Annotated in this window: 28 protein-coding genes and 2 pseudogenes; 18 read left to right on the forward strand and 12 right to left on the reverse strand. The window is 41.4% G+C overall.

What is annotated here, in order from left to right; genetic code table 11:
- Positions 1-543 precede the first annotated feature (543 nt).
- Entirely contained in the window at positions 544-2460 is a 1917-nt protein-coding gene (locus BJP37_RS11990; protein WP_075899029.1) for a serine/threonine-protein kinase, read from the forward strand.
- On the opposite strand, the gene BJP37_RS11995 is transcribed toward BJP37_RS11990, so the two are convergent.
- From BJP37_RS11995 to BJP37_RS12005, 4 genes are all read right to left on the reverse strand, one after another.
- Positions 2453-3373 (reverse strand): pyridoxamine 5'-phosphate oxidase family protein, encoded by a 921-nt coding sequence (locus BJP37_RS11995; protein WP_075899031.1) that lies wholly within the window; start codon positions 3371-3373, stop codon positions 2453-2455. The genes BJP37_RS11990 and BJP37_RS11995 overlap by 8 nt on opposite strands.
- A 580-nt stretch (positions 3374-3953) precedes the next feature.
- On the reverse strand, positions 3954-4754 hold the full coding sequence (locus BJP37_RS12000; protein WP_070392661.1) for an ABC transporter permease: 801 nt from the start codon (positions 4752-4754) through the stop codon (positions 3954-3956).
- A 274-nt stretch (positions 4755-5028) separates the two neighbouring features.
- A complete protein-coding gene (locus tag BJP37_RS36310; protein ID WP_158069546.1) occupies positions 5029-5406 on the reverse strand; it encodes a hypothetical protein in 378 nt (125 codons plus the stop codon).
- Between the two features lie 48 nt (positions 5407-5454).
- Complete coding sequence (locus BJP37_RS12005; RefSeq protein ID WP_070392662.1) at positions 5455-6483, reverse strand: ABC transporter ATP-binding protein; 1029 nt, start codon at positions 6481-6483, stop codon at positions 5455-5457.
- A 327-nt stretch (positions 6484-6810) separates the two neighbouring features.
- Between BJP37_RS12005 and BJP37_RS12010 the strand changes: the two genes are divergently transcribed.
- The 3 genes from BJP37_RS12010 to BJP37_RS12025 all read left to right on the forward strand — a co-directional run bounded on the left by BJP37_RS12010 (position 6811) and on the right by BJP37_RS12025 (position 8861).
- Complete coding sequence (locus tag BJP37_RS12010) at positions 6811-7005, forward strand: hypothetical protein (protein WP_143727580.1); 195 nt, start codon at positions 6811-6813, stop codon at positions 7003-7005.
- Between the two features lie 276 nt (positions 7006-7281).
- Positions 7282-8082 carry a hypothetical protein gene (locus BJP37_RS12020; protein WP_075899035.1) on the forward strand — a complete coding sequence of 267 codons (801 nt, stop codon included), beginning with the start codon at positions 7282-7284 and terminating at the stop codon, positions 8080-8082.
- Between the two features lie 272 nt (positions 8083-8354).
- A complete protein-coding gene (locus BJP37_RS12025) occupies positions 8355-8861 on the forward strand; it encodes a hypothetical protein (RefSeq protein ID WP_075899037.1) in 507 nt (168 codons plus the stop codon).
- A 319-nt stretch (positions 8862-9180) separates the two neighbouring features.
- Here BJP37_RS12025 and BJP37_RS42420 read toward each other — a convergent pair whose 3' ends face one another.
- Positions 9181-9528, reverse strand: coding sequence for a phycobiliprotein lyase (locus tag BJP37_RS42420; RefSeq protein ID WP_229415281.1), 348 nt, complete (start codon positions 9526-9528; stop codon positions 9181-9183).
- 7 nt (positions 9529-9535) lie between these two features.
- Here BJP37_RS42420 and BJP37_RS42425 point away from each other — a divergent pair.
- The 3 genes and pseudogenes from BJP37_RS42425 to BJP37_RS36315 all read left to right on the forward strand — a co-directional run.
- Positions 9536-9863, forward strand: a pseudogene (locus BJP37_RS42425) (transposase); the annotation flags it as partial.
- A gap of 4 nt (positions 9864-9867) precedes the next feature.
- Positions 9868-10014 (forward strand): hypothetical protein, encoded by a 147-nt coding sequence (locus tag BJP37_RS39040; RefSeq protein ID WP_158069547.1) that lies wholly within the window; start codon positions 9868-9870, stop codon positions 10012-10014.
- Between the two features lie 135 nt (positions 10015-10149).
- Positions 10150-10272, forward strand: coding sequence for a hypothetical protein (locus BJP37_RS36315; protein WP_438941503.1), 123 nt, complete (start codon positions 10150-10152; stop codon positions 10270-10272).
- 12 nt (positions 10273-10284) lie between these two features.
- On the opposite strand, the gene BJP37_RS12040 is transcribed toward BJP37_RS36315, so the two are convergent.
- The 3 genes from BJP37_RS12040 to BJP37_RS43500 form a co-directional block, all read right to left on the reverse strand.
- On the reverse strand, positions 10285-10563 hold the full coding sequence (locus BJP37_RS12040) for a DUF7689 domain-containing protein (RefSeq protein ID WP_075899039.1): 279 nt from the start codon (positions 10561-10563) through the stop codon (positions 10285-10287).
- 100 nt (positions 10564-10663) lie between these two features.
- Positions 10664-10918 carry a hypothetical protein gene (locus BJP37_RS12045; protein ID WP_143727581.1) on the reverse strand — a complete coding sequence of 85 codons (255 nt, stop codon included), beginning with the start codon at positions 10916-10918 and terminating at the stop codon, positions 10664-10666.
- 50 nt (positions 10919-10968) lie between these two features.
- Positions 10969-11103 carry a hypothetical protein gene (locus BJP37_RS43500; protein ID WP_269086991.1) on the reverse strand — a complete coding sequence of 45 codons (135 nt, stop codon included), beginning with the start codon at positions 11101-11103 and terminating at the stop codon, positions 10969-10971.
- A 428-nt stretch (positions 11104-11531) separates the two neighbouring features.
- Between BJP37_RS43500 and BJP37_RS12050 the strand changes: the two genes are divergently transcribed.
- Together BJP37_RS12050 and BJP37_RS12055 are read left to right on the forward strand one after the other, a co-directional pair.
- Positions 11532-11729 (forward strand): DUF433 domain-containing protein, encoded by a 198-nt coding sequence (locus tag BJP37_RS12050; RefSeq protein ID WP_075906012.1) that lies wholly within the window; start codon positions 11532-11534, stop codon positions 11727-11729.
- Complete coding sequence (locus BJP37_RS12055) at positions 11726-11932, forward strand: hypothetical protein (protein WP_075899041.1); 207 nt, start codon at positions 11726-11728, stop codon at positions 11930-11932. Before BJP37_RS12050 ends, BJP37_RS12055 begins: the two co-directional genes overlap by 4 nt.
- Before the next feature lie 12 nt (positions 11933-11944).
- On the opposite strand, the gene BJP37_RS12060 is transcribed toward BJP37_RS12055, so the two are convergent.
- Positions 11945-15013, reverse strand: coding sequence for a DUF4407 domain-containing protein (locus BJP37_RS12060; RefSeq protein ID WP_075899043.1), 3069 nt, complete (start codon positions 15011-15013; stop codon positions 11945-11947).
- Positions 15014-15190: 177 nt separating this feature from the next.
- Between BJP37_RS12060 and BJP37_RS44965 the strand changes: the two are divergent.
- The 7 genes and pseudogenes from BJP37_RS44965 to BJP37_RS12090 form a co-directional block, all read left to right on the forward strand.
- A pseudogene (locus tag BJP37_RS44965) lies at positions 15191-15310 on the forward strand (IS982 family transposase); the annotation flags it as partial.
- Between the two features lie 1111 nt (positions 15311-16421).
- A complete protein-coding gene (locus BJP37_RS12065) occupies positions 16422-16955 on the forward strand; it encodes a hypothetical protein (RefSeq protein ID WP_075899045.1) in 534 nt (177 codons plus the stop codon).
- Positions 16956-17350: 395 nt separating this feature from the next.
- Complete coding sequence (locus BJP37_RS12070; protein WP_075899047.1) at positions 17351-17605, forward strand: hypothetical protein; 255 nt, start codon at positions 17351-17353, stop codon at positions 17603-17605.
- A gap of 492 nt (positions 17606-18097) precedes the next feature.
- A complete protein-coding gene (locus BJP37_RS12075) occupies positions 18098-18358 on the forward strand; it encodes a type II toxin-antitoxin system Phd/YefM family antitoxin (protein ID WP_075899049.1) in 261 nt (86 codons plus the stop codon).
- Positions 18358-18612 (forward strand): type II toxin-antitoxin system RelE family toxin, encoded by a 255-nt coding sequence (locus tag BJP37_RS12080; RefSeq protein WP_075899051.1) that lies wholly within the window; start codon positions 18358-18360, stop codon positions 18610-18612. The genes BJP37_RS12075 and BJP37_RS12080 overlap by 1 nt, the downstream gene beginning before the upstream one ends.
- Positions 18613-18882: 270 nt before the next feature.
- Positions 18883-19047 carry a hypothetical protein gene (locus BJP37_RS39045; RefSeq protein ID WP_158069548.1) on the forward strand — a complete coding sequence of 55 codons (165 nt, stop codon included), beginning with the start codon at positions 18883-18885 and terminating at the stop codon, positions 19045-19047.
- Positions 19048-19219: 172 nt separating this feature from the next.
- Entirely contained in the window at positions 19220-20659 is a 1440-nt protein-coding gene (locus BJP37_RS12090; RefSeq protein WP_075899053.1) for an S-layer homology domain-containing protein, read from the forward strand.
- Between the two features lie 104 nt (positions 20660-20763).
- Here BJP37_RS12090 and BJP37_RS12095 read toward each other — a convergent pair whose 3' ends face one another.
- On the reverse strand, positions 20764-21105 hold the full coding sequence (locus tag BJP37_RS12095; protein WP_075906014.1) for a ribbon-helix-helix domain-containing protein: 342 nt from the start codon (positions 21103-21105) through the stop codon (positions 20764-20766).
- A 413-nt stretch (positions 21106-21518) separates the two neighbouring features.
- On the opposite strand from BJP37_RS12095, the gene BJP37_RS12100 reads away from it, so the two are divergent.
- Both BJP37_RS12100 and BJP37_RS12105 read left to right on the forward strand, forming a co-directional pair.
- Positions 21519-22097, forward strand: a complete 579-nt coding sequence (locus tag BJP37_RS12100; protein ID WP_075899055.1) for an HNH endonuclease — start codon at positions 21519-21521, stop codon at positions 22095-22097.
- Positions 22069-22458 (forward strand): alr0857 family protein, encoded by a 390-nt coding sequence (locus BJP37_RS12105; protein WP_075899057.1) that lies wholly within the window; start codon positions 22069-22071, stop codon positions 22456-22458. The genes BJP37_RS12100 and BJP37_RS12105 overlap by 29 nt, the downstream gene beginning before the upstream one ends.
- Positions 22459-22509: 51 nt before the next feature.
- Here BJP37_RS12105 and ureE read toward each other — a convergent pair whose 3' ends face one another.
- Positions 22510-22941, reverse strand: coding sequence for an urease accessory protein UreE (gene ureE, locus BJP37_RS12110; RefSeq protein ID WP_075899059.1), 432 nt, complete (start codon positions 22939-22941; stop codon positions 22510-22512).
- Between the two features lie 395 nt (positions 22942-23336).
- Positions 23337-23783, reverse strand: coding sequence for a DUF4168 domain-containing protein (locus BJP37_RS12115; RefSeq protein ID WP_075899061.1), 447 nt, complete (start codon positions 23781-23783; stop codon positions 23337-23339).
- Positions 23784-24220 lie beyond the last annotated feature (437 nt).

A 24220-nucleotide genomic window follows, 5' to 3' on the forward strand; every position in this document is an offset into this window, starting at 1 on the left:
AGAACATCTATAGAGTGGAAAAATAAAATAACTAATTTTCATCAGTCATAATTATTTAGCTATCAAATAATTATTTAGCTATCAGGTATCAGCACTCAGCACTCAGTAATCAGCACTCAGTATCGGGAGCCCTGTAGGAATTGTGATAATTTTTGATGCCATATTCCTTACTCCCTGTTCCCTATTCCCTATTCCCTTTGCTATAGTCATTCCACACATCCAGCCACATAGTTGGGTGAATAAATTTGTGAATAAATTGGTGGATAAGTTTACACTATTTTTATCCATAAAAAGATTATCCTTCATAGTTTTTTTGTAAACTTTGTATAAAGGCTTTGGTTGAATATAAAGTTTGTATAAACTTCCTGGGGGCCACAAGTGATCCACAATACTTACCAGCTCTAGCTTTCAGGTCACTATCAACCCAAACTCTACATAGACTTGGGCTTTCAATTACTTAAAACTCAATCCGTTATTCTTTTGTTGAAGTTGGAGTAATATAAAGCGTATACATTTTGTAACTGATGCACAAACCTACATTCGATGAGTGAATTTCCTGATTTTTATAACTATGGCTACCAAGTCAAAAAACAATTAGGTCACAACTATCACAGTGGTCGAGTAACTTATCAAGCCATCCATCTTAAAACTAAGCAAAAAGTTGTAATCAAGCTGTTTCAATTTGCTCAATATAACAGTAGCTGGCATGGTTACCAATCCATTGAAAGTGAGATTAAGGTACTAAAACAGTTACACCATCCTAGGATTCCTCGCTATCTTGACTCCTTTGCTCCTGAGGGTGGTGTTTGTTTGGTACAGGAGTACAAAAACGCTCAACCTTTGTCTGCATACCCAAGCTTTACACCAGAGCAAATCCAGCAAATTGCCGTTCAAATGCTCGAAATTTTGGATTATATACAACATTTTTATAATCCGATAATTCACCGAGACATTAAACCCGAAAATGTTTTGTTAGATTACAAAATGCGGGTTTACTTAATTGATTTTGGGTTAGCAAAACTTGCCTATGGTTCAATTAATGGAAGTACTACGATGGCTGGGACAGCTGGATTTATGCCACCAGAACAATTATATAATCACACCCTCAATAAAGCATCAGATATTTATAGTTTAGGAGTGACACTTGTTTGTTTGGTTACCGGAATTAAAACGGCAGAAATTAGTAATTTAATTGATTTAAGCAATCATCGTATAAAATTCAAGCATTTAGCTTCAGGTTATAGCAAAGAATTTCTTAACTACCTAGACAAAATGGTAGAACCGGACCCTAAAAAGCGTCTTACCAATCTAGAACGTATTTTTAAATCGGTTCCATCACCAGAGCCAATTCAAAGAAAACTACTAGCAGAGTTTAGCAATAAACTCAAAGTAAATAACCTGAATAAACGACTAAAGTATGCTATAGTTACTGTAATCAGTTTAGGATTAGGTGTTACCTATGGATTAAACCAAGTTGAGCAACTATTAGTAAGTAAAATCCAACAGCACTTGAGCGATGGAGACTATGAAAAATGTATTAACTTAGCTCAAGATGTTCCAGATTTTTTGAGCATCAATGAAAAATCGATATGCCTCTTAAATGACTGTTCTGTCGCACAACTAAATAAAGCAACTAAACTAGTAGACAATCCCCAACTTATCTATAAAGCAATTACTGAAGCTAAAAAAATACCGACTGAGAGTAATAGTTACCAAGAAGCACAAACGTTAATTACTCAATGGAAAAAATGGCAAAGTGATCAAAATTTAATTCAAAAAGCTCAACAAGACCTAAAGAAACATAAATGGCAACAAGCCAAAGCAATGGCAGCACAGGTTAACGCTGAACGTTTCCAGCAGCAAGCAATCCAAATTATTAATGCTGCTGAAACCAAACTAAAAGCTGCTGAATTAGAAAGACTAGCTGCTGAATTAGAAATACAAGGAGAAAACCTGATCCTCAAGGCAAATCACTATGCTAATCAGCGACAGTATAGTCAAGCAATATCCATCGCCAAACGGATTCATAACGCTACGCCATCTTATCAAGAAGCACAACGATTAATTGCTGAATGGAAAAGCCAAATTCCTCAAGTTTTTAGAAATTATTGGTCATCCCCACAAGTTAATGGCGCTCGCTTCGTCGTCGATAAAATAGAAAAGTGGAAAAATGGCCAATTAAAAATTTATTTTAAAGCTTATAATTACACTAATAAAGATAGCCGATTTTCCGATTTTATCGCCGTTGATAATTTAGGAAATAATTATAGAGGTTATTCAGGCTCTAGTTGGGATGGAACAGTGATGCCTTCTAGGATACCAACTAAAGGTTCTATCACCTTAAAACAACCACTAGATCCTAATGCCTCAGTGATTACACTTAGTTTTCGACGTGTTTATACTTATAATCCACTAATTAGACTAATCACTCTCAAAACAAAAGGAATAAGAGTTAAGTAGTAAGACTCTCCTTCTTAACAGCAGGATTAGCGGGAGAATACTCTCCAAAGCGCCAGCGTATAGGGCTAGCATTAGTTGTCTCTAAGACCTGGTCAATATGAAACTCCACTAACCGTTGTGCTCCTGGAACGGTAGTGAATCGTGACTGATCCCAAATCACCTCAGCTATTCCTGTTAGTTGTAAGGTATTACCTCGCTCAAAATCGATGAACAGCAGACCAGCATGGGGATTCACTGTCAGGTTACCTAGGGTTTGAAACATATTATTGCCAGCATAATCAGGAAACACTAGCTGATTATCACTGATCACCTGGATAAATCCTGGATATCCACCCCGATGAGAGGCATCTGCCCCAGTTTCTGGATTAAAACTGGCAATGAAAAAGGTATCAGATTGGGTAATCCAGTCTTGCTCGGTTGTGGTCAAAGCCTCAAAGCTGCGAATTTCAGGCTCCCTTGACTCAGGGGTATCAGTCTCTAGATGACGCAGCTGGATGTATTTGGGACAGTTGAAAAATACCTCAGTGGTCTGCATCACAATCTGCCCTTTGCCTTCTACTCTAGCCAAGCCATTCATCCGCAAGCGTTTACGGGTAGTCAGGTCAATCACCAGAAGTCCCAGTACTCCATTTTGCACCAAGTTTTCGTACAAGGGATCCCCATCGATAGGGATACAGTTAATCTCGACAGTTTGATTATCGAAAACTTGGACAAAACCAGGTTGACCAGTCAGCAATGATGCCCAAACTAAGCCATTGGTATCCACACTACTAGCGATCGCTAATTGTTGAGTTGTCAGGAGCATCTGAGCAGCAGGTTTGATCACGGGAGTAATCATCGAGCTGAGTTTCTCAGCTTCTTCGGTTACCCCAGCCCGAGTTTGAACAGCAATCTCTCCAGTGTGAAAGCTCATAATCTACTCCTTTGGGGATAGTGACACAGAACACAGCAGTTTTCTTATACACAGAATTTCTGTATATGTCTGTATCTAATCTGTCTGTCTCTAAACTAGAAAACTGTCCAGATTTGGGCTAAAGAAGACTATCACCCAGCACCGGACAGGATACAACCAGTCAGGGGTGTTAGGTCAATAGCTACATATCCCTGAACTTTCTCTAATCTCAGACTACTGGGAAGACAAGAGCAAAATGTCTCAGTTTTTGTCTCAGTTTTGTCTGGTGTTGTTTAACTGACAATCACTCACCTCAGTTCGATGTCAGAAATTGCTTTAAGAAATTGCCAGGTTTTGAGGAAAGCATTCAGCTATCAGTTATCAGCTATCAGCCATTAGCCATTGGCCTGTGGCCACGTTACTTGAGGTGCTTATCGGCTATGGGCACGCTACTGTTCGCGCAGCACCTCAAGTAGCGCAATCCGTGCTTTTAGGTGCGACCCGTGGCGAATTTAATAATTAGATCTCGAAAGCGCACCTTTGAATGAAATAAGCTGACCGCTGACCGCTGACCGCTGACCGCTGACCGCTGACGGTTTACCTAAGAACGCTGAAATCTCAATGCATCAATAGACTGAGCAGTTAGAAAAATACCGATAAAGATATAACTCAAAAACAGAATTATACTACTAGTATCCAAAACACCCTGAATCAGATTTTTATAATTTTCCAACAACGATAAATGACCTAAGGCTTCTCCAAGGGGTCCACTAACATTTTTAGCAATCAAATCAATCACCCAAAGTCCCAAAACCACAGCAAAGGTGAGGATTGCTGACAAAATTGAGCTATCAGTTAGGGAAGAAATGAACATCCCCAGAGAAAGCACCGATGCTGCCAGTAAAATTAATCCGGCGTGGGCGAGTAACGGTAGGACAGGTTGAACCGGGGGATCTGTAGCACTAAATGCGATCGCTTCATAGGCAAGTAAGGGTAGCACCATAAAGCTATAAAATGTCACCACTCCCAAGAGTTTACCCACGGCTACAGCCCAATTCGTTAGTGGAGAAGTTGCCAAAAGCTCCAAAGTCCTGCGTTTGCGTTCCTCAGCATAGAGTCCCATGGACAGAATTGGCAACACAAATAACGACAGTGAACCCATCACTTCCAAGAATTGACGCAAAAATACATAAGCAACATCCACTGGCGGTATCGGTAAACCCAATTGTTCTGCCGTTGCTACTTGGTTAATAATACCCTCTTGATCCAAAAGAATTTCTACAAAAAAGGAGCCAGACAGCCACCAAAATACACCGGCGATCACATAAGCGAATGGTGAAGCAAAATATCCCTGTAATTCTTTCCTAAAAATTGCTAATATATTGCCAATAATTATCATTATTCGTTTAATTATAGAGGGTATTTTTTGGGATTGAAGGTTGAAAGTTATTTAGTTTAAGGTTGAAAGTTATTTAGTTTAAGGTGGAAAGTTAGTTAGGTAATGATTAGTTATTTTAAGGTTACTTAGTTAAGCATGTAAACAAAATTGATTACACATTATTTCACAAACCTCAAAGTATGACAATCGTAAGCTATCAGCTATCAGCTATCAGCTATCAGCTATCAGCTATCAGCTATCAGCTTTTGAATAAAACAGGTAACCATTTGTTTAATAGTCACGAAAGTCCCAGGGTCGTTCGCACAGCGTGGCCATTCGCGTAGCGTGGCCATTCGCTTAGCGTGGCCATTCGCGTAGCGTGGCCATTCGCGTAGCGTGGCCATTCGCGTAGCGTGGCCATTCGCGTAGCGTGGCCATTCGCGTAGCGTGGCCATTCGCGTAGCGTGGCCATTCGCGTAGCGTGGCCATTCGCGTAGCGTGGCCATTCGCGTAGCGTGGCCATTCGCGTAGCGTGGCCATTCGCGTAGCGTGGCCAAAGCCTGTGCCACAAAGCTGACCGCTGACCGCTGACCACTGACCGCTGACCGCTGACGGCTGATGGCTGAATGCTTACTGACAATCTAAGGGTTACCAAACTTGGTAGTAGGTAATTCATTCTGTGTAGGTGATTAAAGGTTTTCAAAATAACTTTCATCCTTGATGCTTAATCCTTAATCGTTAATCCTTCATCAGATTCCTCAGACTCGTCTAAATCAGACTCCTGTAAATCAGGATCGGGTTGAGGCAGTGGTTTTTCGGTGGTAGTCAGTTTCAAAAAGACATCTTCCAGGGTAGCGCGAGTCCGTCGCATTTCGTATATCCCTACACCAGCTCCCACGGTCACAGCTGCAATATCCCGTGCGGGTTCTGCTCCCGGTGCTGATACGATGTGGAATAAAGATCGTCCGCCAGGTAAATTGTGATCATTAACCAGTTCCACCAGGCAAACTCCTGGTATTACTTGTAATAATTTCTGTAACTCCTGTGCATCACCATCTATTTCTAACTCATAACCTGATCCCCCGGTTAACTCCGCCAGTAACTTGTCTGGACTATCTGTTGCTACAATTTTGCCTTCATTGATAATGGCTACCCGGCTACAGGTCATACTCACTTCTGGTAGAATGTGGGTAGATAGGATAATAGTATGGTCACCAGCAAGGCTCTTAATTAAGTTACGGACATCAATAATTTGCCGAGGATCAAGACCGACTGTCGGTTCATCTAGAATGATGGCCGGTGGGTCATGTACAATCGCCTGAGCGATACCCACCCGTTGACGGAAGCCCTTAGAAAGCTTGCGGATCAGTAGCTTGGCCTTGCTCGTTATGTTACAGCGCTCCATGGCAGTTTTGACCTTAGTAGTGCGATCGCCTGCAGCAACACCTTTAATACGGGCAACAAAGTGCAAAAATCCTTCAACGGTCATGTCCGGATACAGTGGCGGAAATTCCGGTAAATAACCAATTCGGCGTCGTACTGCCATAGAATTTTCATGAACATCATAATTAGCAATTCGGGCAGTACCATGGGTTGCTGGTAAATAGCCTGCCAAAATTCGCATGGTAGTGGTTTTCCCTGCACCATTCGGTCCAAGGAAGCCTAGGATTTCTCCTGGTTCAACCCTGAAAGTAACATTCTCTATCGCTGGGGTGGTGCCATAGATTTTGCTTAGATGCTCTACTTCTATCATAGTCTTAAGTATTACGTGTTAAGTATTAGGTATTAAATATTACCTGTTAAGTATCACTTGTTATAGATAAAGTTTTAAGTGTTAATTATTAAATATTAAGTAGTAATTATTAATTACTAGGTGTTAAAAATTACCTGTTAATTACCATTTACTGACTAATATGGTTAAATCTATTATTCACGTTAACCCAGTCACTGGTAAGGATAGCGATACTGGTGATACTGTTCCATTTAAAACGTTGACGCTTCGCACTTTCTATTGCCACTGCTTGAACTACCATTCACTTAGCACCTGGCACCTATAATGCGGCTAGTGGAGAACAAGTCAGTGAAAGAATCTTCTGACATTTCTGGCATTTATGAAGATTGGAAGGATATTCCTGGTTATGCGACCGTTGCAGTTGCGATTGACATGCAGGTCACGCGGGGCGCGAACGCATTTATCTATCAGGCCTTGGTTAAGGCAGGACGTGTCACTGAGTTCAACTCACCGTATAGTGTTTTCATGAGTCCTAAGTCCTGATTTCAGTGACTAACCAACTCACTACCAAAACTAGTTGCAAGTTCCAGGTTGCAGGTTGCAGGTTACAGGTTGCAGGTTGCAGGTTACAGGTTGCAGGTTGCAGGTTGCAGCTTGTAGGTTACAGGTTGCAGGTTGCAGGTTGCAGGTTGCAGGTTGCAGGATATAGGTTATATTCCCAAGCGACTTTGCCCGAAGCCGCTGTGTGTCGATAATTTGTCACCTTTTTACCTTTCCACCTGGAATCGTACCACCTTCCCACCTTGAACCCTTTTACCCATGACCAATGACTCAGATTTAGCCATTGCCTATGCCCTTGCCTTGCTCAGTCACTATGGGTTTGAGCTCAGGGGTTACACTGTAGAAGAATTAGTCAATCTATGGATTGAGCACTATCCTGCCAATTGGGTGCGTCTAGCGGTGATTGAGGCTCTTTATCAAGGGCGTTACAAAGCGATATCTGTAGAGCAAATTTTGGCAGTCTGGTTACGACGAGGACAACCTATATATCGCTTTAATCATGAGTTTGAGCGGATGGTTTGTCGTAAATTTCCCCAAAATTTAACCGCTCCAGTCGATAGTACATCCACAACCGAGAGCTTAGAACTAAGTTTACAGTGGTTCGACAATATTGCTGAAACCTCTGTAGGTACTAGTTCTTATGAAACTACACCAGAGCAAGAGATGCTTGAGTCAAAGACACTCCAAGCACCACCAACAGGGCAACAGGACACTTCCCCTGAAGCCAAGACCATACCATCCAAAATACCTGAAAAATCAGTCAAGCCCAGAGAAAGCTTCCCAAAGCCTCTGAGCAAAGCCCGTGCTAGTCCTATCTACAATGTAGATTGGTCAAGTTATGAGCTTAACAAGAAGCCAATTAACCAATTTCATCCACCACCAGACTCTTCAGATGTCTACCTTAAGCTGAAGGCAGTTGTCCAGCACCAAGACTCTGGTACAGTCACAGCTACGGTAGTCAATCAGCAGGTCAGCGATTCAGGGGAAGATCAGGACGTCGAAAGTAGGTCAGAGGCAGAGAGTCTTTCTCAGGCCACTGTTAACTTGGATAAAAGTTAACCATCCCAGGATTAATCCCCGTGGGATGATTGGCCGTAGGCCACGCTACGCGATTGAAATGCAGGTCACGCGGGGCGCGAACGAAGCTAATCATACCAAATTCTCCCTGATACCCCTATGGTATACCTCATTGTGATTAAATTATTTTTTATAAACTTTCATAAAATTATCCAGTAATTTACATTAAAATTTCATATATTATATAAATTTATAGCGATTAATTGATAGATATAACTCCAGTCTAAAGTCCTTTAGCCAAGTCTAGGATCAGGATGCAGGAAAAAAGTTTTTATTTTCCCCTATTTTCTGGTTTAATAGCCGGACTTATTTTTGGGATACAGCTGACCTTATTTGTCCAAATAATTCTTGAAAACTACTCTGCCCGAGCCTGTGCCAAGATTCCCGATGGCAAATTTGCTGTTTTTGTACCAACAAGTTATTTATTGAATAAAATAAATCTTAAACGAGTCGTTATATCTAACAAATGGGCTTACAATTACAATTGTAAGCTGTTTAAATCAAAACATGATTATATTAAAAATTCTCAAGTCCTTAAGTCGGATTCATTTATAAAAGATAACTATGCCCCAGCCGGTTATATACAGGTGCCATCAGAGAGATATATGCTCAGGAAAGTGTGGCGAGGTACCCTGATTGGCTATTTTTCTGAATATGAGGCAAATTTAGTCAGGAACAAAGTCCTGGAAAGTGCTTACAGTAAAGAACCAAAACCTATCGATAAGCCTTTTGTAGTAAATAACATAAATACTAATAATTGAGACTATAAGCATTGAGCGGTCAGCTGTCAGCTGTCAGCCGTCAGCTAAAAGCTAACGCTAGTTGAGGTGCCTTAGCCGTTGAGCGATTCGCGTAGCTTGGCCAACAGCCAAGGCTCACGCTACTGTTCGCGAAGCACCGATCTAGTAGCGCAATCGGTGCTTATTTTATTCAAAAGTATCTCAAGTAGCCTGGCCACAGGCTCAAAGCTGTTGGCGTAGCCTGCGCGTAGCGCATTAGCATCTCACAAGTAGCATCTCAAGTAGAGCATTAGCTGATAGCTGATAACTGATAACTGATAGCTTACTTAATGCTTAACTTTCACGTAACACCAAGACGAATTTCTGTGGCCAGAGAAGCCATGGTTAATTGCCCCCCCTGCTGGAGAACGTTAGTGCGTAAGCGAAAGTTAGGGCTAGCAAACCAAAAACGTTCTTCAGCATATAGAGTTTTCCCCTCTGTAATCATTGTTAAAACATCATCCTGGCCGATACTGTAACGACATTTTAGCGATGCAGCGAGGTAGCGCGGTCTTGGGGGTCCCCCCCATGAGCGACTACCGGTGCGGTCTTGGGGAGGCAGCGCGGTCTTGGGGGTTCCCCCCATGAGCGACTGCCGTGGTCTCCCCCACTCGCGGTCTGCCGTGGTTTCCCCCATGAGCGACTGCATCAAGACAATGGTTAGGATGTATGCTAGAGCCTTAAAAGGGAAAAGAGCCAGAGGTAAAAAACCACTGAAAAGAGCCTGAGGCAAAAATATCTCCGTAATAGGTGCTTTATCTTTATAAAAAGTCGTGGCATCTAGTAATATATCTGGAGGAGTTAATCGAGTAACTTTTGAAGCAGTTATTGCTAAAAATTTAGTTACTAATTTATTTCTGTAAAAATGCCTGTATAATAATGGATAATGCTAAAATCCATGAAGGATAAATGGTTAGAGAATTAATTGAACAAGCGGGAGCAAAACTGATTTATTTACCCCCCTATTCTCCCGAGTTTTCACCAAGCGATGCAGCGCGGTCTTGGGGGTTTCCCCGGAGACGAAACCTTAGAGAGTGGAGCCTTTAATGTCAGCAGGTTATGCAGAAAAGAGGTGCGACCCGTGGCGAATTTAATTCGCCTACGGAAAGCGCACCTTTGGTTAAATATTTTTTAATAAGGCGACCCTCTCGAAACGGTAACTTCGGCGTAGCCGACGCTTGGCCGTAGGCCACGCCAAAGGCGAACGCGAACAAACCACTCGCTATTGCATCAAGACATCGAAAATTTTTGGTCAAAAGTCAAAGCAATCTTGAAAAAGATTAAAGCCAGAACTTACAAAGATTTAATAGAGGGGATTGCCGATGCCATCTTAAAAGTCACTAAGGAAGATATTCGGAATTGGTTTACTCACTGCTGTTACTGTACCTCATGAATATGAGAATTGCTATAGCGCAATTTTCTCATAACCAAACTCTAGAAACTCGCTCTGGCATGGTGTATAACCCAATGTTTGATAGGCTTGAATATAGGCAGATAATGTTTCTTCTTTCGGTACGCATTCAACCCAATAAAACTGATATTCTGGCGTAGGTTGCCACCATCTTTCGCGATCGCCAGCCACCCAAGCAAAACAGTTATATTCTTGGGATTTTGGACTGGTAACAGTATATTGAGTCCGCGCTAAATTAGGAAAACGTAACTCTAAGTGTATAGCTTCTCCCATGAAAAACTCAAGCAATATAACCCTTTTGTCTTCCCCAATTTAACCATGCTTGAGCCATTAGTTTGATTTTTCCCCGTTGTTCTGGCAGAACTGGGTTTTCTTAGGTAATCTGACCTAAAGCAGGCAACCAATAGAGCGGGTTTTGCTGCAAATCTTCCAATAAAAAAGGAATTACCCCTTCTCCCATCTTGATGATTTCTTGATAAGCGGGATGTTTTGACATTTCGACAGTCGAGGATAACGCCTCTACTTCTTGACGACCTTGGGAAGCAAGAGCGGTAAATTTTTGGCGTATTTCTTCGGGATTTTCTTCAGTCGGTTTTCTAGAGGCTGCATCTAAGGTTGGTTTTTTCATAGTTGCTTTGTGAGTTGCTTTGTGAATTGGCAATACTGACTAGGAAGTCATTACTCCAAAGTGCGTTCGCGTAGCGTGGCCCAAAGGCCAAGGCCAAGGTCAATCGCCCATCTTGTAGGGTGCGTTAACAAAGTGTAACGCACCGAAAACTCACCCGTCCACCCGACAATATCGTAGGAAATCATCTGGGGCTCTTGGAATTGCGATCGCCTACGGCACTAGCGGAGCTGATCCCATCAAGTAAGGGAATTACTAATATAGTGAAGAAAAATACAGCAATTTATAGCCTAATGAGGTACACAGGATTTTTTCCCTCTTGCCTCTTGCCCGCCCCCCTTACTAAGGGGGGTTAGGGGGGATTCCTCTTGCCTCTTCTCTGTTCCCTGTTCCCAGATCCGCTGTTCCCTAAAACCCAGGACTGAAGTACCTCACTCAATTAAAAACCACTATACAAGGTGTGAGCTATGACAGATAATAAACTGGTATTTGAACGCATTACCTGTCTTGATGCAAAGCGCGAGTGGGGGAAACCACGGCAGTCGCTCATGGGGGGAACCCCCAAGACCGCGCTGCCTCCCCTGTTCCCTTGCTGCATCGCTTTGATCCCCAAATAATGGGAGGACGTGCTTGTATTCGAGGCATGAGGATTACAGTATCTCTAGTACTGAGTTTGGTAGCCGACGGTATGGATGTCAACGAAATTATTGAAGCTTATCCCTATCTAGAAGCAGAAGATATTAAAGCTAGTCTTCTGTATGCAGCATTTTTAGCTAGTGAGCAAGTTCGTCCCTTCAGTGGAAGTGCAGCATGAAGTTTTTAGCAGATATGGGTGTCTCTCCTTTAACTGTTCAATTAGTGCGTCAACAGGGACCAGTCCAAACTTGTCGTTTTCAACAACGGTCGGTGATGGATTTCTTTGACCTTTGGTCACGCTACGCGAACGAGCAAGCTCTCATGGCTCAATCGGGTCATTTAACGGAACCTCCTTCCCTCATCCCTTCTTTCGAGACCTGAATCCTTACTAATTTACTGTTCAAAATCATTAATTTTTTTCATGTATTTTTTTGATAATTCTTCAGATAAGAGAAGTCTTTGTTCTTTTTTAAGGCGGAAATATTCATTATAATTTTCCTGACTTTCTTTCTGTTCAAGTAAATAATCATAAGGACCTTTGCCAGACAAAAGTTTAACTAATATAGGTGAGATTTCAATAGTGACGAATAAGGCAGTTATTAGCCAATTAATATTACGAATATTCGGATCGTCTTTAGATAGTTCTTCTAAAGCAACAAGACGGGCTAAGAAGCCATCTGATTCTTTGTCAATTTGTTCTTTCAGTTGTTCTAAGTTACTGTCTGGTGACTGCAAAATCAGGTTACGTTCTTGCCTAAGCTTATCTATTGTTTCCTCTTTATCCTTAACTTTCTTATCTAATTCAATAAATTTTTGTTTTATTTCATCTGCATAATTTCGTTTGTCTTGATAAACAATTCCTTTTCCAAATTGGCCTGTTCCCTGTGTACCTTCTGCTTCTGCATTAGCTGCATTTTCGGCGTCCTTCCATTCATTTTTATACTTGTCCTTTTCTTGATTTAATGCTTTAATTTCTTGCTCCAATTCTTTTATTGGTTCGTTAATTTTTTCTTCTCTTATCTCATTTTTATTTTGTTTTATTTTCTGGTTAATTTCTTTTTCAAAAAGCCTCAATTCAAGGGGCTTAGCAACCACAAAACTTAATAATAATGCTATTATTAATCGAAGAATTGTTGCTGCAATAAATGGCAACTTTGAATCCGATTGTTTTCTCTTAGAGCTTAAAATTAAAAAACGATCTAAGTTAAAAACTATAAAACTCCAAAAAGTTCCTCCTACACAAGAAGCTGCTACAGAACCGAATACTGTAAAAAGAGCATAACCACCGGAAAAAATAGCCGTTGTTGATGTTAGCAAAACCGTGGTACCAATTGCTGTATATTTATATCGTTCTGTCAAACATTCTTTTTGTGCCAAAATATCATGATCTGCACCAGCAGACCATAGCAAGAATTTTTCTAGTGAATTTAAATTATCTTTAATTGTTGGAGCCTGTATTAGGTGTTGAAGTTCAGCTGGTAAGCCAATTTCGTTGATAAAAGTACCAACCGCTTCAACACCATAAGCATTAAGAGCACTTTTGATATGTTCTGTAGCTCGTTCCTGGATTTGATCCCGTTGTTGTAAGAAGTCTAAGACATTATATTCTTGAGCGGAATTACGGAAGTAATTATCAACCATCGGTTCTAATACCCTATTCACAAGGTTTTTAATGGAGCTATATTTAACCGCACCATTAGACAAGCAGCTAAGAACTCCTCCTTGTTCCTCAACTTGCTTATAACTATTAGCATTTGGTGAACCCACACGAGATATCATTTTAGGGGAATTTTTGGGATAAATATTAATAACCTGTGTGACTTCAAGATTCAAAATAAAGCCATCTTTTGAGCGAAGCTTTAAGGTTTCCAAATTAGAATCGTAGTTGGTTGCTGGTTTATTTTTATCTGTCCTCCAGTCCAAAGTTATTTCATGGACAGGAACTATTACTATACTTTTCACTCTTGTATTGATAGGATGTGTTCCAGCTTCTATTGGTATGTTCTGAATCCCTTTATACCCGATATTAAACTGAGAACCATAAGTAGTTTGCTCTTGATTTGCTTGGCTATTCTTACCAACATTTGAGATTAAAACTCCAACTGTTCCAGTTTTAATATTAGTTAAAGGAACTTGTTCAACTTCCACAAACCAAGGATTTAAACTCCAAAAACCTTCTTCGATAAATTCTTCTTGTAAACCTCGATAGCCACCTTTATCAATAAACTCCTGTGGCTCCTGAAACTTATTATGTCCCTCAATAACTGCTCCCGCAATGTCTCCTCCTGGTAAGGGCTTACCATCAAAAGTGGTAACAATACCAATTTTACCTGATTCAACTCTGTAAACTTTTAATTGTTCTGGATTCAGTCCATATTGCTTGGCATTGTCAGTAGTAACTACTGTAAATAGTTCAGTGTTTATTCTATAGTAACCTTCAGTAATAATTGCTCGCTGTTTACCTTGTTGACCACCGTTTTTGACAAAGGCTTCAGCATTCTGAAAATTCTCGCAATCTACAGCTTTACCTAGTATTTGTCCTGGTGGTAGTTCAGCACCATCTTGAGCAATAACTAGCCCTATCTCCCCTGAGCGAATATTAATTACTGGTACATTGCGAACTTTAAACAACTCTGTATTAATGTAGTGAATTCCAGGAGGAATAATTGCTAATTGGTTCCCTTGTTGACCGCCGTTTTTGATAAATGCTTCAGCGTCCTGAAAAGTGCCACATTCAACAACTTTACCAAAGTTCTGACCAAGTGGAAGTGGCTCACCATCCCTTGCTTCTACTAACCCTACTTCATTAACTCCAATTTTGATAAGTTCAACTCTCTTAATTTTGAAAAGTTCTGTATTAATTGCGTATTTGCCAGTAGTAATAATCTTTAACTGTTGGCTCCTATATCCTCCATTATTAATAAATGCTTGAGCATCCTCAAAATTGTTGCATTCAACAGCATCACCAAAGGTTTTTCCAATCGGAAGTGGCTTGCCATCTTTCGCTTCTACTAAGCCAATTTCATAGTCATTAATATGAGTAATTGGCCTTATTTCAACAGAAAAAAGTTGAGGATTAATCCGATAAATACCATTTCTTAAAATACCTAACTGCCTACCCCGTTGACCACCATTGTTGATAAAAGCACGACCATCTTGAAAGTCATCACATTCTTCGACAACTTTACCAAACATTTTACCTGTGGGAAGAGAAGCACCATCGTTGGCTGTTACTAATCCAATTTCATCTTTATCAATCTGTATAGCCTTTTGTTTGAAAACTTTATAGGTCAACCTAGAGCGGAAATGTCGTCCAGGACCAAGAGTATCAACCTGCCAACCCATTTCTCCATTAAGAGCAATTTGACGATTAGATGGTAAAGGACTACCAAACTTTTTATAGACAATTCCAACCTCATCTTGAGAGATTACATAAACGCCAGGTACCCGATCAATTGCCATAACAACAAATTTAGTTAATTAGTTAACTAATGAATTGAAAAAAAAATACTCTTTCGCTACCTTAATCGTTATTATTGTAACGTGAGTTGGACGAACTGCACAAAGGTGAAAGAAAGGCGCTCGACTAGATTTGAAGCCATTGAGTCTCAGCCAGCTATAACCAATATTGTATCGCGTTTGGATATCACCCGTATGTTCTGTGAAGTAGACGACTTTTGTCAGTTGTTTGAGTGTTACTGGCAGCAACAGTCCCAATTACCTTCCATTGCAGGGGAACGATCCTGTCGTTCTCGAATGAGTCGAGGGTGAGATGATGACCATCGTGATCCCCTTGTTTACGATTCCTTTGGAAAGGATAGAAATTAAATAGTATACAATTTAGAGAGTTTGTCAAGTACCCTTTAAAACGCCTCGAATTTTGTATCAAAAGTTACAGCTAAAAGGTAAACCATAGTAATCCTTGTTTACGATTCATTTGGAAAGGATAGAAATTAAATAGTTTACAAATTAAGGATTCTGTCAAGTACCTTTAGATGGTTTTACCCTAGCAAAAATTAAGTGTAACGTTTTGTTAAACACATGATATTTGTTGAAAATTAGTTGATATAGTTGCATAGGTTGGATTTGAAAAAGCCTGTTTCAAAAGGTGCTCAGGCAAGGTTGAGAGGCAAAAGTAAAGCCGAACAACCGCAAAATTAGCCAACCATCGTAGGATCAACCTCAGGGATAACCAGTGCCAATTGCTGTTGACACTCATACCCAGAGCCAAGGCCGTCCGACGCCATCGCGGGGTTTTGGTGCGGGGAAGTACTCAACGCAATTTTATAGCTCCTATCAACAGGCATTGCTAGGAGTATGGTGCCCGGTGGGATTCTCAGTAAATGGCAAAAAAAAGAGTTGAGCCTAGGCATCAATAGCATGATTTATTGGCTGGGCTAAAACTTGTATGTAAAACCGGCTTTTTTTGCTTGTCAAGTCATTTTTAATACTGTCTTGTTGAGGGTTGCTCAGGGTAAGCTATTAGCTATCAGCTAATGGGCGTAGCGTATATCCTTACATTGTAGTAAATAGTAAATGTCCCTACAAGGAATTTTATTACCTATTTGATTGTAGTGCTTTACTACAAGAAATAAATAAGTAAGTCGCCCAAAATTTTTGGGAGCAATCAGAGCTAATTCGTAAAGTAAATCTTAATAAGTCTGAAAGCCTTGCTATGATTGTATTTTAGCTATTAAATAGTTCAATTGTTCTATTTTTACGCAAGCCTTATCCTACAAGGTTTAGTGCAATTTTACGAATCAGCTCTCAAAGTTTTAAAAAAAAAGTAAAAAAAAAATCAAGGATTTTTTTTTTACTTTGCTCTATATTAATTACTATAGATTTTTCGCTTAAAAAGGTAAAAATACCTATGAAATTGGTAAAAACCTGTCTGAAATTAATCGGAACAATTGTTCTTGTCTGTGTACTTTCTTTGACCTTATCTCAGTCAAAAGCCTTTGCTTTCCAAGAGTATCAATTTGCAAACAATTCAACGCCCATACTTCTAGCTTGGGCCCCGCGAACTCTTACACTAAAAGGTTCGGTTTACATTGTTGACGATGAAGTATTTGGGGATGAAGTGTGTAATGTCCCTGTTAATGGCAAAATTACTCTAGCACCAGGCAAATCCGGAAACCTGATTAATTTTAAAGAATGTTGTGGAGATGAAGTTCGTGCCGAACTCTATTTGGATGCTTCAAATAGTTATGACCACTTTGAGGTTGATGGTTCCGCGAAGCTATATGAAGGGACGAGTTGTAAAACCGACGATCTAGAAGATGATCAAGTAGTCAATTTAGGGGTTGATAAAAATGACTCCGAAACTTTAAAAATTAATTTGGAGAATACAGGTATCGGTGGTGGCGATACCGCTGACTTTGACTTGAGATTCACCAATACCTAGTTAGGGGTAATCCCGAATTCGGTTATCATCGACCTTAGTTTAGCGGAATAGGGCTCTGCCACCCCTAGGCAATCCCCTGAAATTTTGCAGGGACATTATCAGAAGTGTTGAAGGTTTTAAATCTTCAACACTTCTGCTTTTCATTATAGGGGTTGGCCAGTTTATTGAGTACATCTTTATGGATTTTTAGGGAACAGGATAAAAATTTGTGTCCCTCATTATATAAACTGCTATACAATCCCTATTACCTATTCCCTTTTTTTAAAACAAGCTTCCATTTCATTACCGTACGATTTATTTCAATTACCCCTCAAAAAAAAATTTCTAAAAACCCTTGACACTTAATCCTATAATCGTTATGATTATAGTGTAAATTTCAAAACCAATTTTGAACTATGCCTGACAACTTTCGCCCGAATCAAGAAAACAATCCTGAGGATATCACTCCTAGTAATACTCCTCAGGAACCTTTCCGAAAAAAATACCCCGTTCAGCACATTCTGAAGGGCTCCCGCCGGGCAATAAGCAACACCATGTATACCCTTTCTGCACTGCGTTATGCCCAAATTTCCGACTGGAGCCCCCTTCAGCCGACTGGAATTCCTGGCGAATTCATCACGACTATGACGAAGTACATAATTCTAGATTAGACTAACTTATTAGGGGGGGTTCCCCCCCTAGCCCAAAAATCAAATCTGTTTTCCTAGGGTGACCTTTGGTCTATCAGATTGGATTATTTCTGGGTGGTGTACAAAGTTCAGGCATAGTAAAATTTCCTAGCCGTGGAAGGTATTTCTGCGGCTATTTTTTTTTGGAGTTGTTCGCCTTTGGCGTTCCCGTAGGGTAGATTAGAAGGTTGGGATGTTGAAGGTTGGGATGTTGAAGGTTGGGATGTTGAAGGTTGGGATGTTGAAGGTTGGGATGTTGAAGGTTAGAAGGTTGAAGGTTGAAGGCAGAATGTAGAATGTAGAATGTAGAATGTAGAAGAATGTAGAAGAATGTAGAAGGCAGAAGGTAGAATTCTTAATTCTTAATTCTTAATTCTTAATTCTTAAATGTTGAAGGTTATGATGCACCACCAAGGGCGGGGTACCTCAGCAACTTAAAAACTGCTATAATAACAAAAATAGGAAATAAAAAAAATGGAAAAACTGACGGTTAATGCTGCCCAAAAAGAGTTAATTAACCTAGTTGAATCAGTTACAGAAGAAAACAAAGTTTATGAAATAGAGATTTCTAATGGCTCTGCTGTTTTAATTTCTCGAAAAAACTATGAAAGCTTACAAGAAACCTTAGAATTACTTTCAATACCTGGAATGAGGGAAAGCCTACAAAGATCCCTTGAACAAATAACCAATAATGAAACCTACTCCCTAGATGAAGTCTTGGGAGATATTGATTGATGGTTTACGAAGTTCGTTTTACTAAAGAGGCTAAAAAGGATGTTGCCAAACTTACGCCCAAATTAAAGCAAAAACTCAAAACAATGATTCAGGACACGATCAGTATAAATCCTTATGCTGGTAAAAAGCTGGTGGGGGATCTTGCTGGTTTCTTTTCTATGCGTTTAAGTTATAAAGATAGAATTATTTACACAATTGACAATGAGCAGAACCTGATCTATATTCACCGCGCCAAAACTCATTATGGAGAATAAAATAATGGTATTGCATAGTGCGTTCGCGTAGCGTGACCTTTCGGGCAAAGCCCGACGCTGTGCGAACGGTAAATCCCGTAGCGTGGCCAAACGCGCCCCGCGTGGCCCAAAGGCCAAAGCCAATCGCCCATCTTGTAGGGTGCGTTAACAAAGTGGATGCTGTTGGGCGATAAGTCATGACTATAGTATTTTTATAGTATTTATCAAATAGGTGAGGCGTGAAAGTCCTGGGTTTTAGGGAGTAGGGAGCAGGGAGCAGGGAGTAGGGAGATGGGGAGATGGGGAAATAGGGAGATAGGAAACATTTTTATAGCGTTTATCATACTGACGAGGTACAGTAAATTTTCGTCTTACCCCGACTCCCGACTCCCGATTCCCGACTCCCGATTCCCTATTCCCTATTCCCTATTCCCGATTCCCGATTCCCTTTTGTAACTGATTAACCGGACTTGATCTGACTCGCCTACCTCTACCGATCTTTTTTTGAAAACCTGGGAACTTTCAGGTCATCTGTGCGTCTGGGGATGGTGTTTGGGAGGCTCTCAACTCTAATAACCAAGGAGTTGAGCTATCTGGAAGAGTTATCTAATCAGGAGAGTTGTGTTCTATGTCTAGTGCGTCTACTTGGAATGCCACAAGCACTGCTATGTTGCTGTTGGGAATAGTGACTGGTGTGACTGCGCCGATGGTAATTGCGGTACCAAACCAAACTAGCTTTATTGATATTCAAGGTCATTGGGCAAAACCGTTCATTGAAGGGTTGGCAGCAGAAAACCTGGTAAATGGATATGCCAATGGCACCTTTAAACCTGATCAAGCTGTTACTTACGCTCAGTTCTCTGGGATGGTGAGCCAAGCGTTCAGCGAAAATAATTTAGCTTTGCCCAAAACATTTGATCGTGAAGCGGCTGAGTATTGGGCAAGTCGTGACCTGACTGAGCAGGATAAATCCAATAGCCAACTACGTCCATCTTCGCCACTTTCTCGGGGACAAGTATTGGTGTCATTAACCAATGGTTTGGGTCTATACTCTAGCACTTCAGTCAAGAACACTCTCTCTTCCTATGAAGACCTATCCCGAATCCCTGACTATGCCAAAGTTAGCGTTGCGGCTGCTACCGAAAAAGCTATGGTGGTTAACTACCCCGATGTAACCTATCTTGATTTTGGTAAACCTGCCACCCGTGCTGATGTAGCAGCCTTTATTCATCAAGCTTTGGTGAATCAACAGGTATTAGCTCCCCTGTCTAGTCAACATCCAGCCTCTCAATATATTGCTCAGCTGACGGAAGAGACTAAACCTGTGGGTGACGAAAGCCTGATGGAGGAAACTGAGGCAACTGAAAAAACTGAGGGGACTGAGTCCACTGAGTCAATGACTACTAAGGATGACTCCTTTGAAACTAAGGAATATCAAGTTTCCAAAGGCACAGTGATTAATGTAGCCTACACAGTATCAGACAAGATGGCTGTGGAGCGTGGTGAAACCATTGATATGACGCTGTTAGTGGCTGAGGACATCAAAAATGATCAAGGAATAATCTTAATTCCAAAAGACAGCGAGATTGAGGGTCAATTAGTACCCCGTTATAGTGGTTCTGAGTTTCTTGGTACTCAGTTTGTGGCTCAAAAACTTAAAATTGGTGAATTATCCTATAACACCATCAATGCCACCTCGAAACTGGTTACTGATGCTAAGCCTGATGATACGGAGACACAAACATTAGAAGGTGCTGCGGTTAATATTTTGACTGGTGTTTTAACTGGTGGTGATTCTAATCAACAACCGGAGCAGCAAAATCCTATGATCATTGATCCGGAAAATGACTTACCACTAACACTGGGTTCTGATTTATATCTGCAAGTCGCTACTAAAACGCCAGAAATGCCAGAAACCCCAGAAGCCCCAGAAGCTATGGACACTGAAGAAACCCCAGAAGCTATGGAAACTGAAGAAATCCCAGCAACACCAGAAGCCCCAGCAGTTCTAGAAGCACCAAAACTTGAGCTTCCGCAAGTGCCACAGTTGAAGGTTCCAACTCGTTAACCGACCGACAAGGGTACCTAGTTAAGGATTGAGAAGAGACATGCGATCGCCTTTGGCGCGGCTTCGCCGATCGCATGTCTCTTCACTTGTATCGATGCAAACGCTTAACAGTCGGACAGACTACCGATACTGAGGGGAAGCATCTCTCCGTTGATCGTAAGTCCTAATAACATGGGCTCTTGGGGTTCTATATACTTGCCAGTCAGTACACAACGCTCTTTGCGCTCAGCGATCGCTTGAATGGTGGCTCTGATATCAGACTTACAAAATTGAGGTCGATAGTCACCGGACTTGTGCTGGACATAGTTCCAGAGAATATCTCGAATCAGAGCTTGATAGCCCTGAGAGCCAGAAAGTTCTTTGAGTTTATCTTTCAACTGTCGCTCCAGACGGATGCTGGTAACTTCCATATCAGTGGTTGAGTTTTGACGGGTGAGTGTAGGCATTAATTTTTTCCTCCAAATATCTGGACATTCCCGTAATACAAGTGTAGTATTTAAAAAGCGGCTTGAAAATCGTTTTTCACAAATTTCGCCTTCAAACATTTCATCTTCTATGAGTCATCATTTAACCTCCTCCACCAATTGCTCAGATATCAACTGCTTCGGCGGTTCTGGATTCGGGGCAATATGGGTGGAGCTTTTGTTTAGGGGCAAATATGACTCGATCGCACAGAGAACAGTCGAGTATAGAAGGCATGATTCACAACCAGTCAATTGTCGGCCAGAGATCAATCTGAAACTAAATAGACACAGCGGGAGGTATAGGCGAACGCTAGCACTACTGACATAGCAATCAGCCTACCCTAAAAAATCTTAAACGCCCCCGCTCCTGACAAACAGAAGCGGGGGTTTGGTTTATGAGGAGTCAATCCGTGACAAGCACAACTGAGGTGTTAAAGCAATCGGTAGTGGTTTTTTCCAAAAACTACTTACCTATTAATCGAGTCAATATCAAACGAGCGATTGCTCTGTTGGTTACCGGCAAAGCTGAACCAATCGATTTCTTTGGTGGTAAGGGCTACAAAGTCCGTTCCCCTAGTGTAGTGATCTTGGTACCAAGCCATATCCGCTTGATACTTACCGAAACCGAACCAACTTGGCGAGTTCCTCCAGTAAATCGGCGGGAGGTCTTAAGACGGGACAAGCATCGGTGCCAATACTGTGGCAGCACCAAAAAGCTAACCCTTGACCATGTCATTCCTCGGTCAAAAGGCGGAAAACACAGTTGGGACAACGTCGTTACGGCATGTGAGAGTTGTAATAGCCTTAAAGGCAACCGCACTCCCCACCAAGCGGGAATGAAATTACCCAGGCAGCCCAAAGCACCCATGCATCCAGCTGTTGCTTTTGCGGAACAGTTTTGGCGTCAACAGCAAATCAATCGGTTAGAGGAGGAGGTTACAGGTAATGCTGAAACTGATTTATACCGAAAATAGCTTTTATCTAGAGCGTTTGGCTCAATCCCTAGAAGAATGGGTAACCACACGAACCCTTGTCTCGCTCCGTGCGGGTGCAAGTTTCTATATCGAACCCAGCACTGCGTCATTTTTGCTACCAGCTGACTTGCCCCACCTCAGGCAATTAGAGGTGTTTGTGCGGCAAGACAAAACAGATGCGATCGCATTATCGATTTGTGATGCGGAATATGTTGAAGTAAGCCTACAAGGCACCTGGCTAACCTCAGATCCAGAGGATGAAGAGGGAATTTTTGTAACAGCAATGAACTATGCTGTTGAGTTTTTTCTCTATCAGCTGTGGCAAGAGGCTAACCATCGGGCTTCTGTTCCGAAGGATTGATTAAGAGGCACACTGAAGTGTGCCTCTTTTTAAGAGTTATCTTAAACCTTCTCAATGTCCATAGGCACCGATTTCTGGTTGAAACGGTACCACTTCCTGGTGTACCTCTACCCCCAACTGCTCTAACATGGCCTGCAAAACCGGGTCAGGAGATAATCTTAAATAGCTAGCCGTTACTTCTAAAGGCACATGGCGATTACCCAAATGATAAGCAGCTCGCAGCAAATTCACCGGTTTTTGGGAGGTGACAGTGAGTACCGGTTCTGGTTTAGCAGCAATTCGGATCATCACCTTTGTATCTTCCGCTTCCAGTAAATCCCCATCCTGCAAGACACTGCCCCTAGGCAAGCGCAAATACAAATTTTCACCATCCGGTGTTTCAAAGCGGTGGCGCGTTCGGGTACGCTCCTCGGCTGTCAAGGAGAGGGTAAAGCCGACTTTAGTATTTTGATTAGCTGTGAGGCGTTTGGTAAAGGTGAGCATGGGCAATTAACCATTGCTGAATTCAGACTTCTGTGTCAAAAAAATACCAATTAAAGTAGGGTGGGCAAAGTAATCTGATCGTGAATACTGATTTGAAGCAAACTATTTTGGCGTTGCTGAATTAATGAATGAATGCGCGATCATCTGGTTTTGTTGAAGCCCCCTAAATCCCCCAACTTTGGGGGACTTTTAGAGTTTTTTCCCCCCAGAATTGGGGGGTTAGGGGGGCGAAACCATACCCAGAATCAGCAACGCCACTATTTTTGCCCACCCTACAAGCTTGCGTGTCAAAAAAATAGCAATTAAAGGACGGTGGGCAAAGTAATCTGATCGTGAATACTGATTTGAACCAAACTTTTTTTGCCCACCCTACAAGCTACAAGCTTGACATCTTGTCAATTTTGTTGTAAGCGAACTAGTTCATTGTGGATTCGCCGTTGTAACTTCTGATCGGATTGAGCGCTAACCGTAATTGAATTAAATCGAGATATGGTCAAGTCATGACTTTCAGCAATGGTTTTCGAGCGCTTACAGTAGTTTACAGCCAGATCTCGGATATTTCGACGTAGAGCTGCTATGGTTTTTACTTGGGTGCAGTTAATCTCAGGAACTATCTTGTCCTTATCTTTAGTGAATTCCTGAATATCCTCGTAGACACCTTGACGATTTTGATCGATCGCCAGAACAGCTTTGGCGTAATTCTTCAATTCCTGACTCTTCACTTCAGATGAGGCTACTGTGGGGATAGCTGCCGTGGGGTCAGGGTCTGGACTGGAAGAACATCCAACCAAAACCACTATCATTCCGGCAAGCCATCCCAAGGGATAGATAAATTTGGTCATTAGTTTTTTGGGAGATAAGCGACCTGCACTGGCTAGCCTGTTCGCGCAGCGTCGGCTTTGCCGAAAGCTGGATTAGTCTATTTTTTACTATTGCTAGTGGCTAGCTATTATGGTTCTTTTTCTGATAACTATACCATTTCTCAAATCGGTCAGGTAAACAAGTTGTGGATTTTAGGGAATCGGGAATCGGGAATCGGAAATGGGGAATCGGGAATCGGGAATCGGGAATCGGGAACTTCGGATCAGGGAATAGCGATGCATGGAATCTTCGGTCACTGTTAGCAACAATTGTTAATTTAAATCCACTACAACCCTTATTTGGTAAAGCTTTAAAATTTCAAAAATTTAGTTTTTAGGCTAAATACTATCTCAAGTTTATGACAAATTAACATACTCAGTACGGAAGACCCCTTTTTTGGAACTATAGCGTTTTACAC

The organism is Moorena bouillonii PNG, assembly GCF_001942495.1.
In the GTDB taxonomy this organism is placed as follows: Bacteria; Cyanobacteriota; Cyanobacteriia; order Cyanobacteriales; family Coleofasciculaceae; genus Moorena; species Moorena bouillonii.

Coding starts and splice junctions, on each gene's coding strand:
- BJP37_RS12095 (WP_075906014.1), bottom strand. CDS start 21,105: ATGCCTACACTCACCCGTCAAAACTCAACCACTGATATGGAAGTTACC.
- BJP37_RS12040 (WP_075899039.1), bottom strand. CDS start 10,563: ATGGGAGAAGCTATACACTTAGAGTTACGTTTTCCTAATTTAGCGCGG.
- BJP37_RS12115 (WP_075899061.1), bottom strand. CDS start 23,783: ATGACCAAATTTATCTATCCCTTGGGATGGCTTGCCGGAATGATAGTG.
- BJP37_RS36310 (WP_158069546.1), bottom strand. CDS start 5,406: ATGAATTACCTACTACCAAGTTTGGTAACCCTTAGATTGTCAGTAAGC.
- ureE (WP_075899059.1), bottom strand. CDS start 22,941: ATGCTCACCTTTACCAAACGCCTCACAGCTAATCAAAATACTAAAGTC.
- BJP37_RS12050 (WP_075906012.1), top strand. CDS start 11,532: ATGGGAGGACGTGCTTGTATTCGAGGCATGAGGATTACAGTATCTCTA.
- BJP37_RS12005 (WP_070392662.1), bottom strand. CDS start 6,483: ATGATAGAAGTAGAGCATCTAAGCAAAATCTATGGCACCACCCCAGCG.
- BJP37_RS12080 (WP_075899051.1), top strand. CDS start 18,358: ATGGTTTACGAAGTTCGTTTTACTAAAGAGGCTAAAAAGGATGTTGCC.
- BJP37_RS12060 (WP_075899043.1), bottom strand. CDS start 15,013: ATGGCAATTGATCGGGTACCTGGCGTTTATGTAATCTCTCAAGATGAG.
- BJP37_RS11990 (WP_075899029.1), top strand. CDS start 544: ATGAGTGAATTTCCTGATTTTTATAACTATGGCTACCAAGTCAAAAAA.
- BJP37_RS11995 (WP_075899031.1), bottom strand. CDS start 3,373: ATGAGCTTTCACACTGGAGAGATTGCTGTTCAAACTCGGGCTGGGGTA.
- BJP37_RS43500 (WP_269086991.1), bottom strand. CDS start 11,103: ATGATTTCCTACGATATTGTCGGGTGGACGGGTGAGTTTTCGGTGCGT.
- BJP37_RS12100 (WP_075899055.1), top strand. CDS start 21,519: ATGAGGAGTCAATCCGTGACAAGCACAACTGAGGTGTTAAAGCAATCG.
- BJP37_RS12070 (WP_075899047.1), top strand. CDS start 17,351: ATGCCTGACAACTTTCGCCCGAATCAAGAAAACAATCCTGAGGATATC.
- BJP37_RS12105 (WP_075899057.1), top strand. CDS start 22,069: ATGCTGAAACTGATTTATACCGAAAATAGCTTTTATCTAGAGCGTTTG.
- BJP37_RS12090 (WP_075899053.1), top strand. CDS start 19,220: ATGTCTAGTGCGTCTACTTGGAATGCCACAAGCACTGCTATGTTGCTG.
- BJP37_RS39040 (WP_158069547.1), top strand. CDS start 9,868: ATGCAGCGCGGTCTTGGGGGTTTCCCCGGAGACGAAACCTTAGAGAGT.
- BJP37_RS12020 (WP_075899035.1), top strand. CDS start 7,282: ATGACCAATGACTCAGATTTAGCCATTGCCTATGCCCTTGCCTTGCTC.
- BJP37_RS42420 (WP_229415281.1), bottom strand. CDS start 9,528: ATGCAGTCGCTCATGGGGGAAACCACGGCAGACCGCGAGTGGGGGAGA.
- BJP37_RS12075 (WP_075899049.1), top strand. CDS start 18,098: ATGGAAAAACTGACGGTTAATGCTGCCCAAAAAGAGTTAATTAACCTA.
- BJP37_RS12055 (WP_075899041.1), top strand. CDS start 11,726: ATGAAGTTTTTAGCAGATATGGGTGTCTCTCCTTTAACTGTTCAATTA.
- BJP37_RS12025 (WP_075899037.1), top strand. CDS start 8,355: ATGCAGGAAAAAAGTTTTTATTTTCCCCTATTTTCTGGTTTAATAGCC.
- BJP37_RS12045 (WP_143727581.1), bottom strand. CDS start 10,918: ATGAAAAAACCAACCTTAGATGCAGCCTCTAGAAAACCGACTGAAGAA.
- BJP37_RS39045 (WP_158069548.1), top strand. CDS start 18,883: ATGGGGAGATGGGGAAATAGGGAGATAGGAAACATTTTTATAGCGTTT.
- BJP37_RS12065 (WP_075899045.1), top strand. CDS start 16,422: ATGAAATTGGTAAAAACCTGTCTGAAATTAATCGGAACAATTGTTCTT.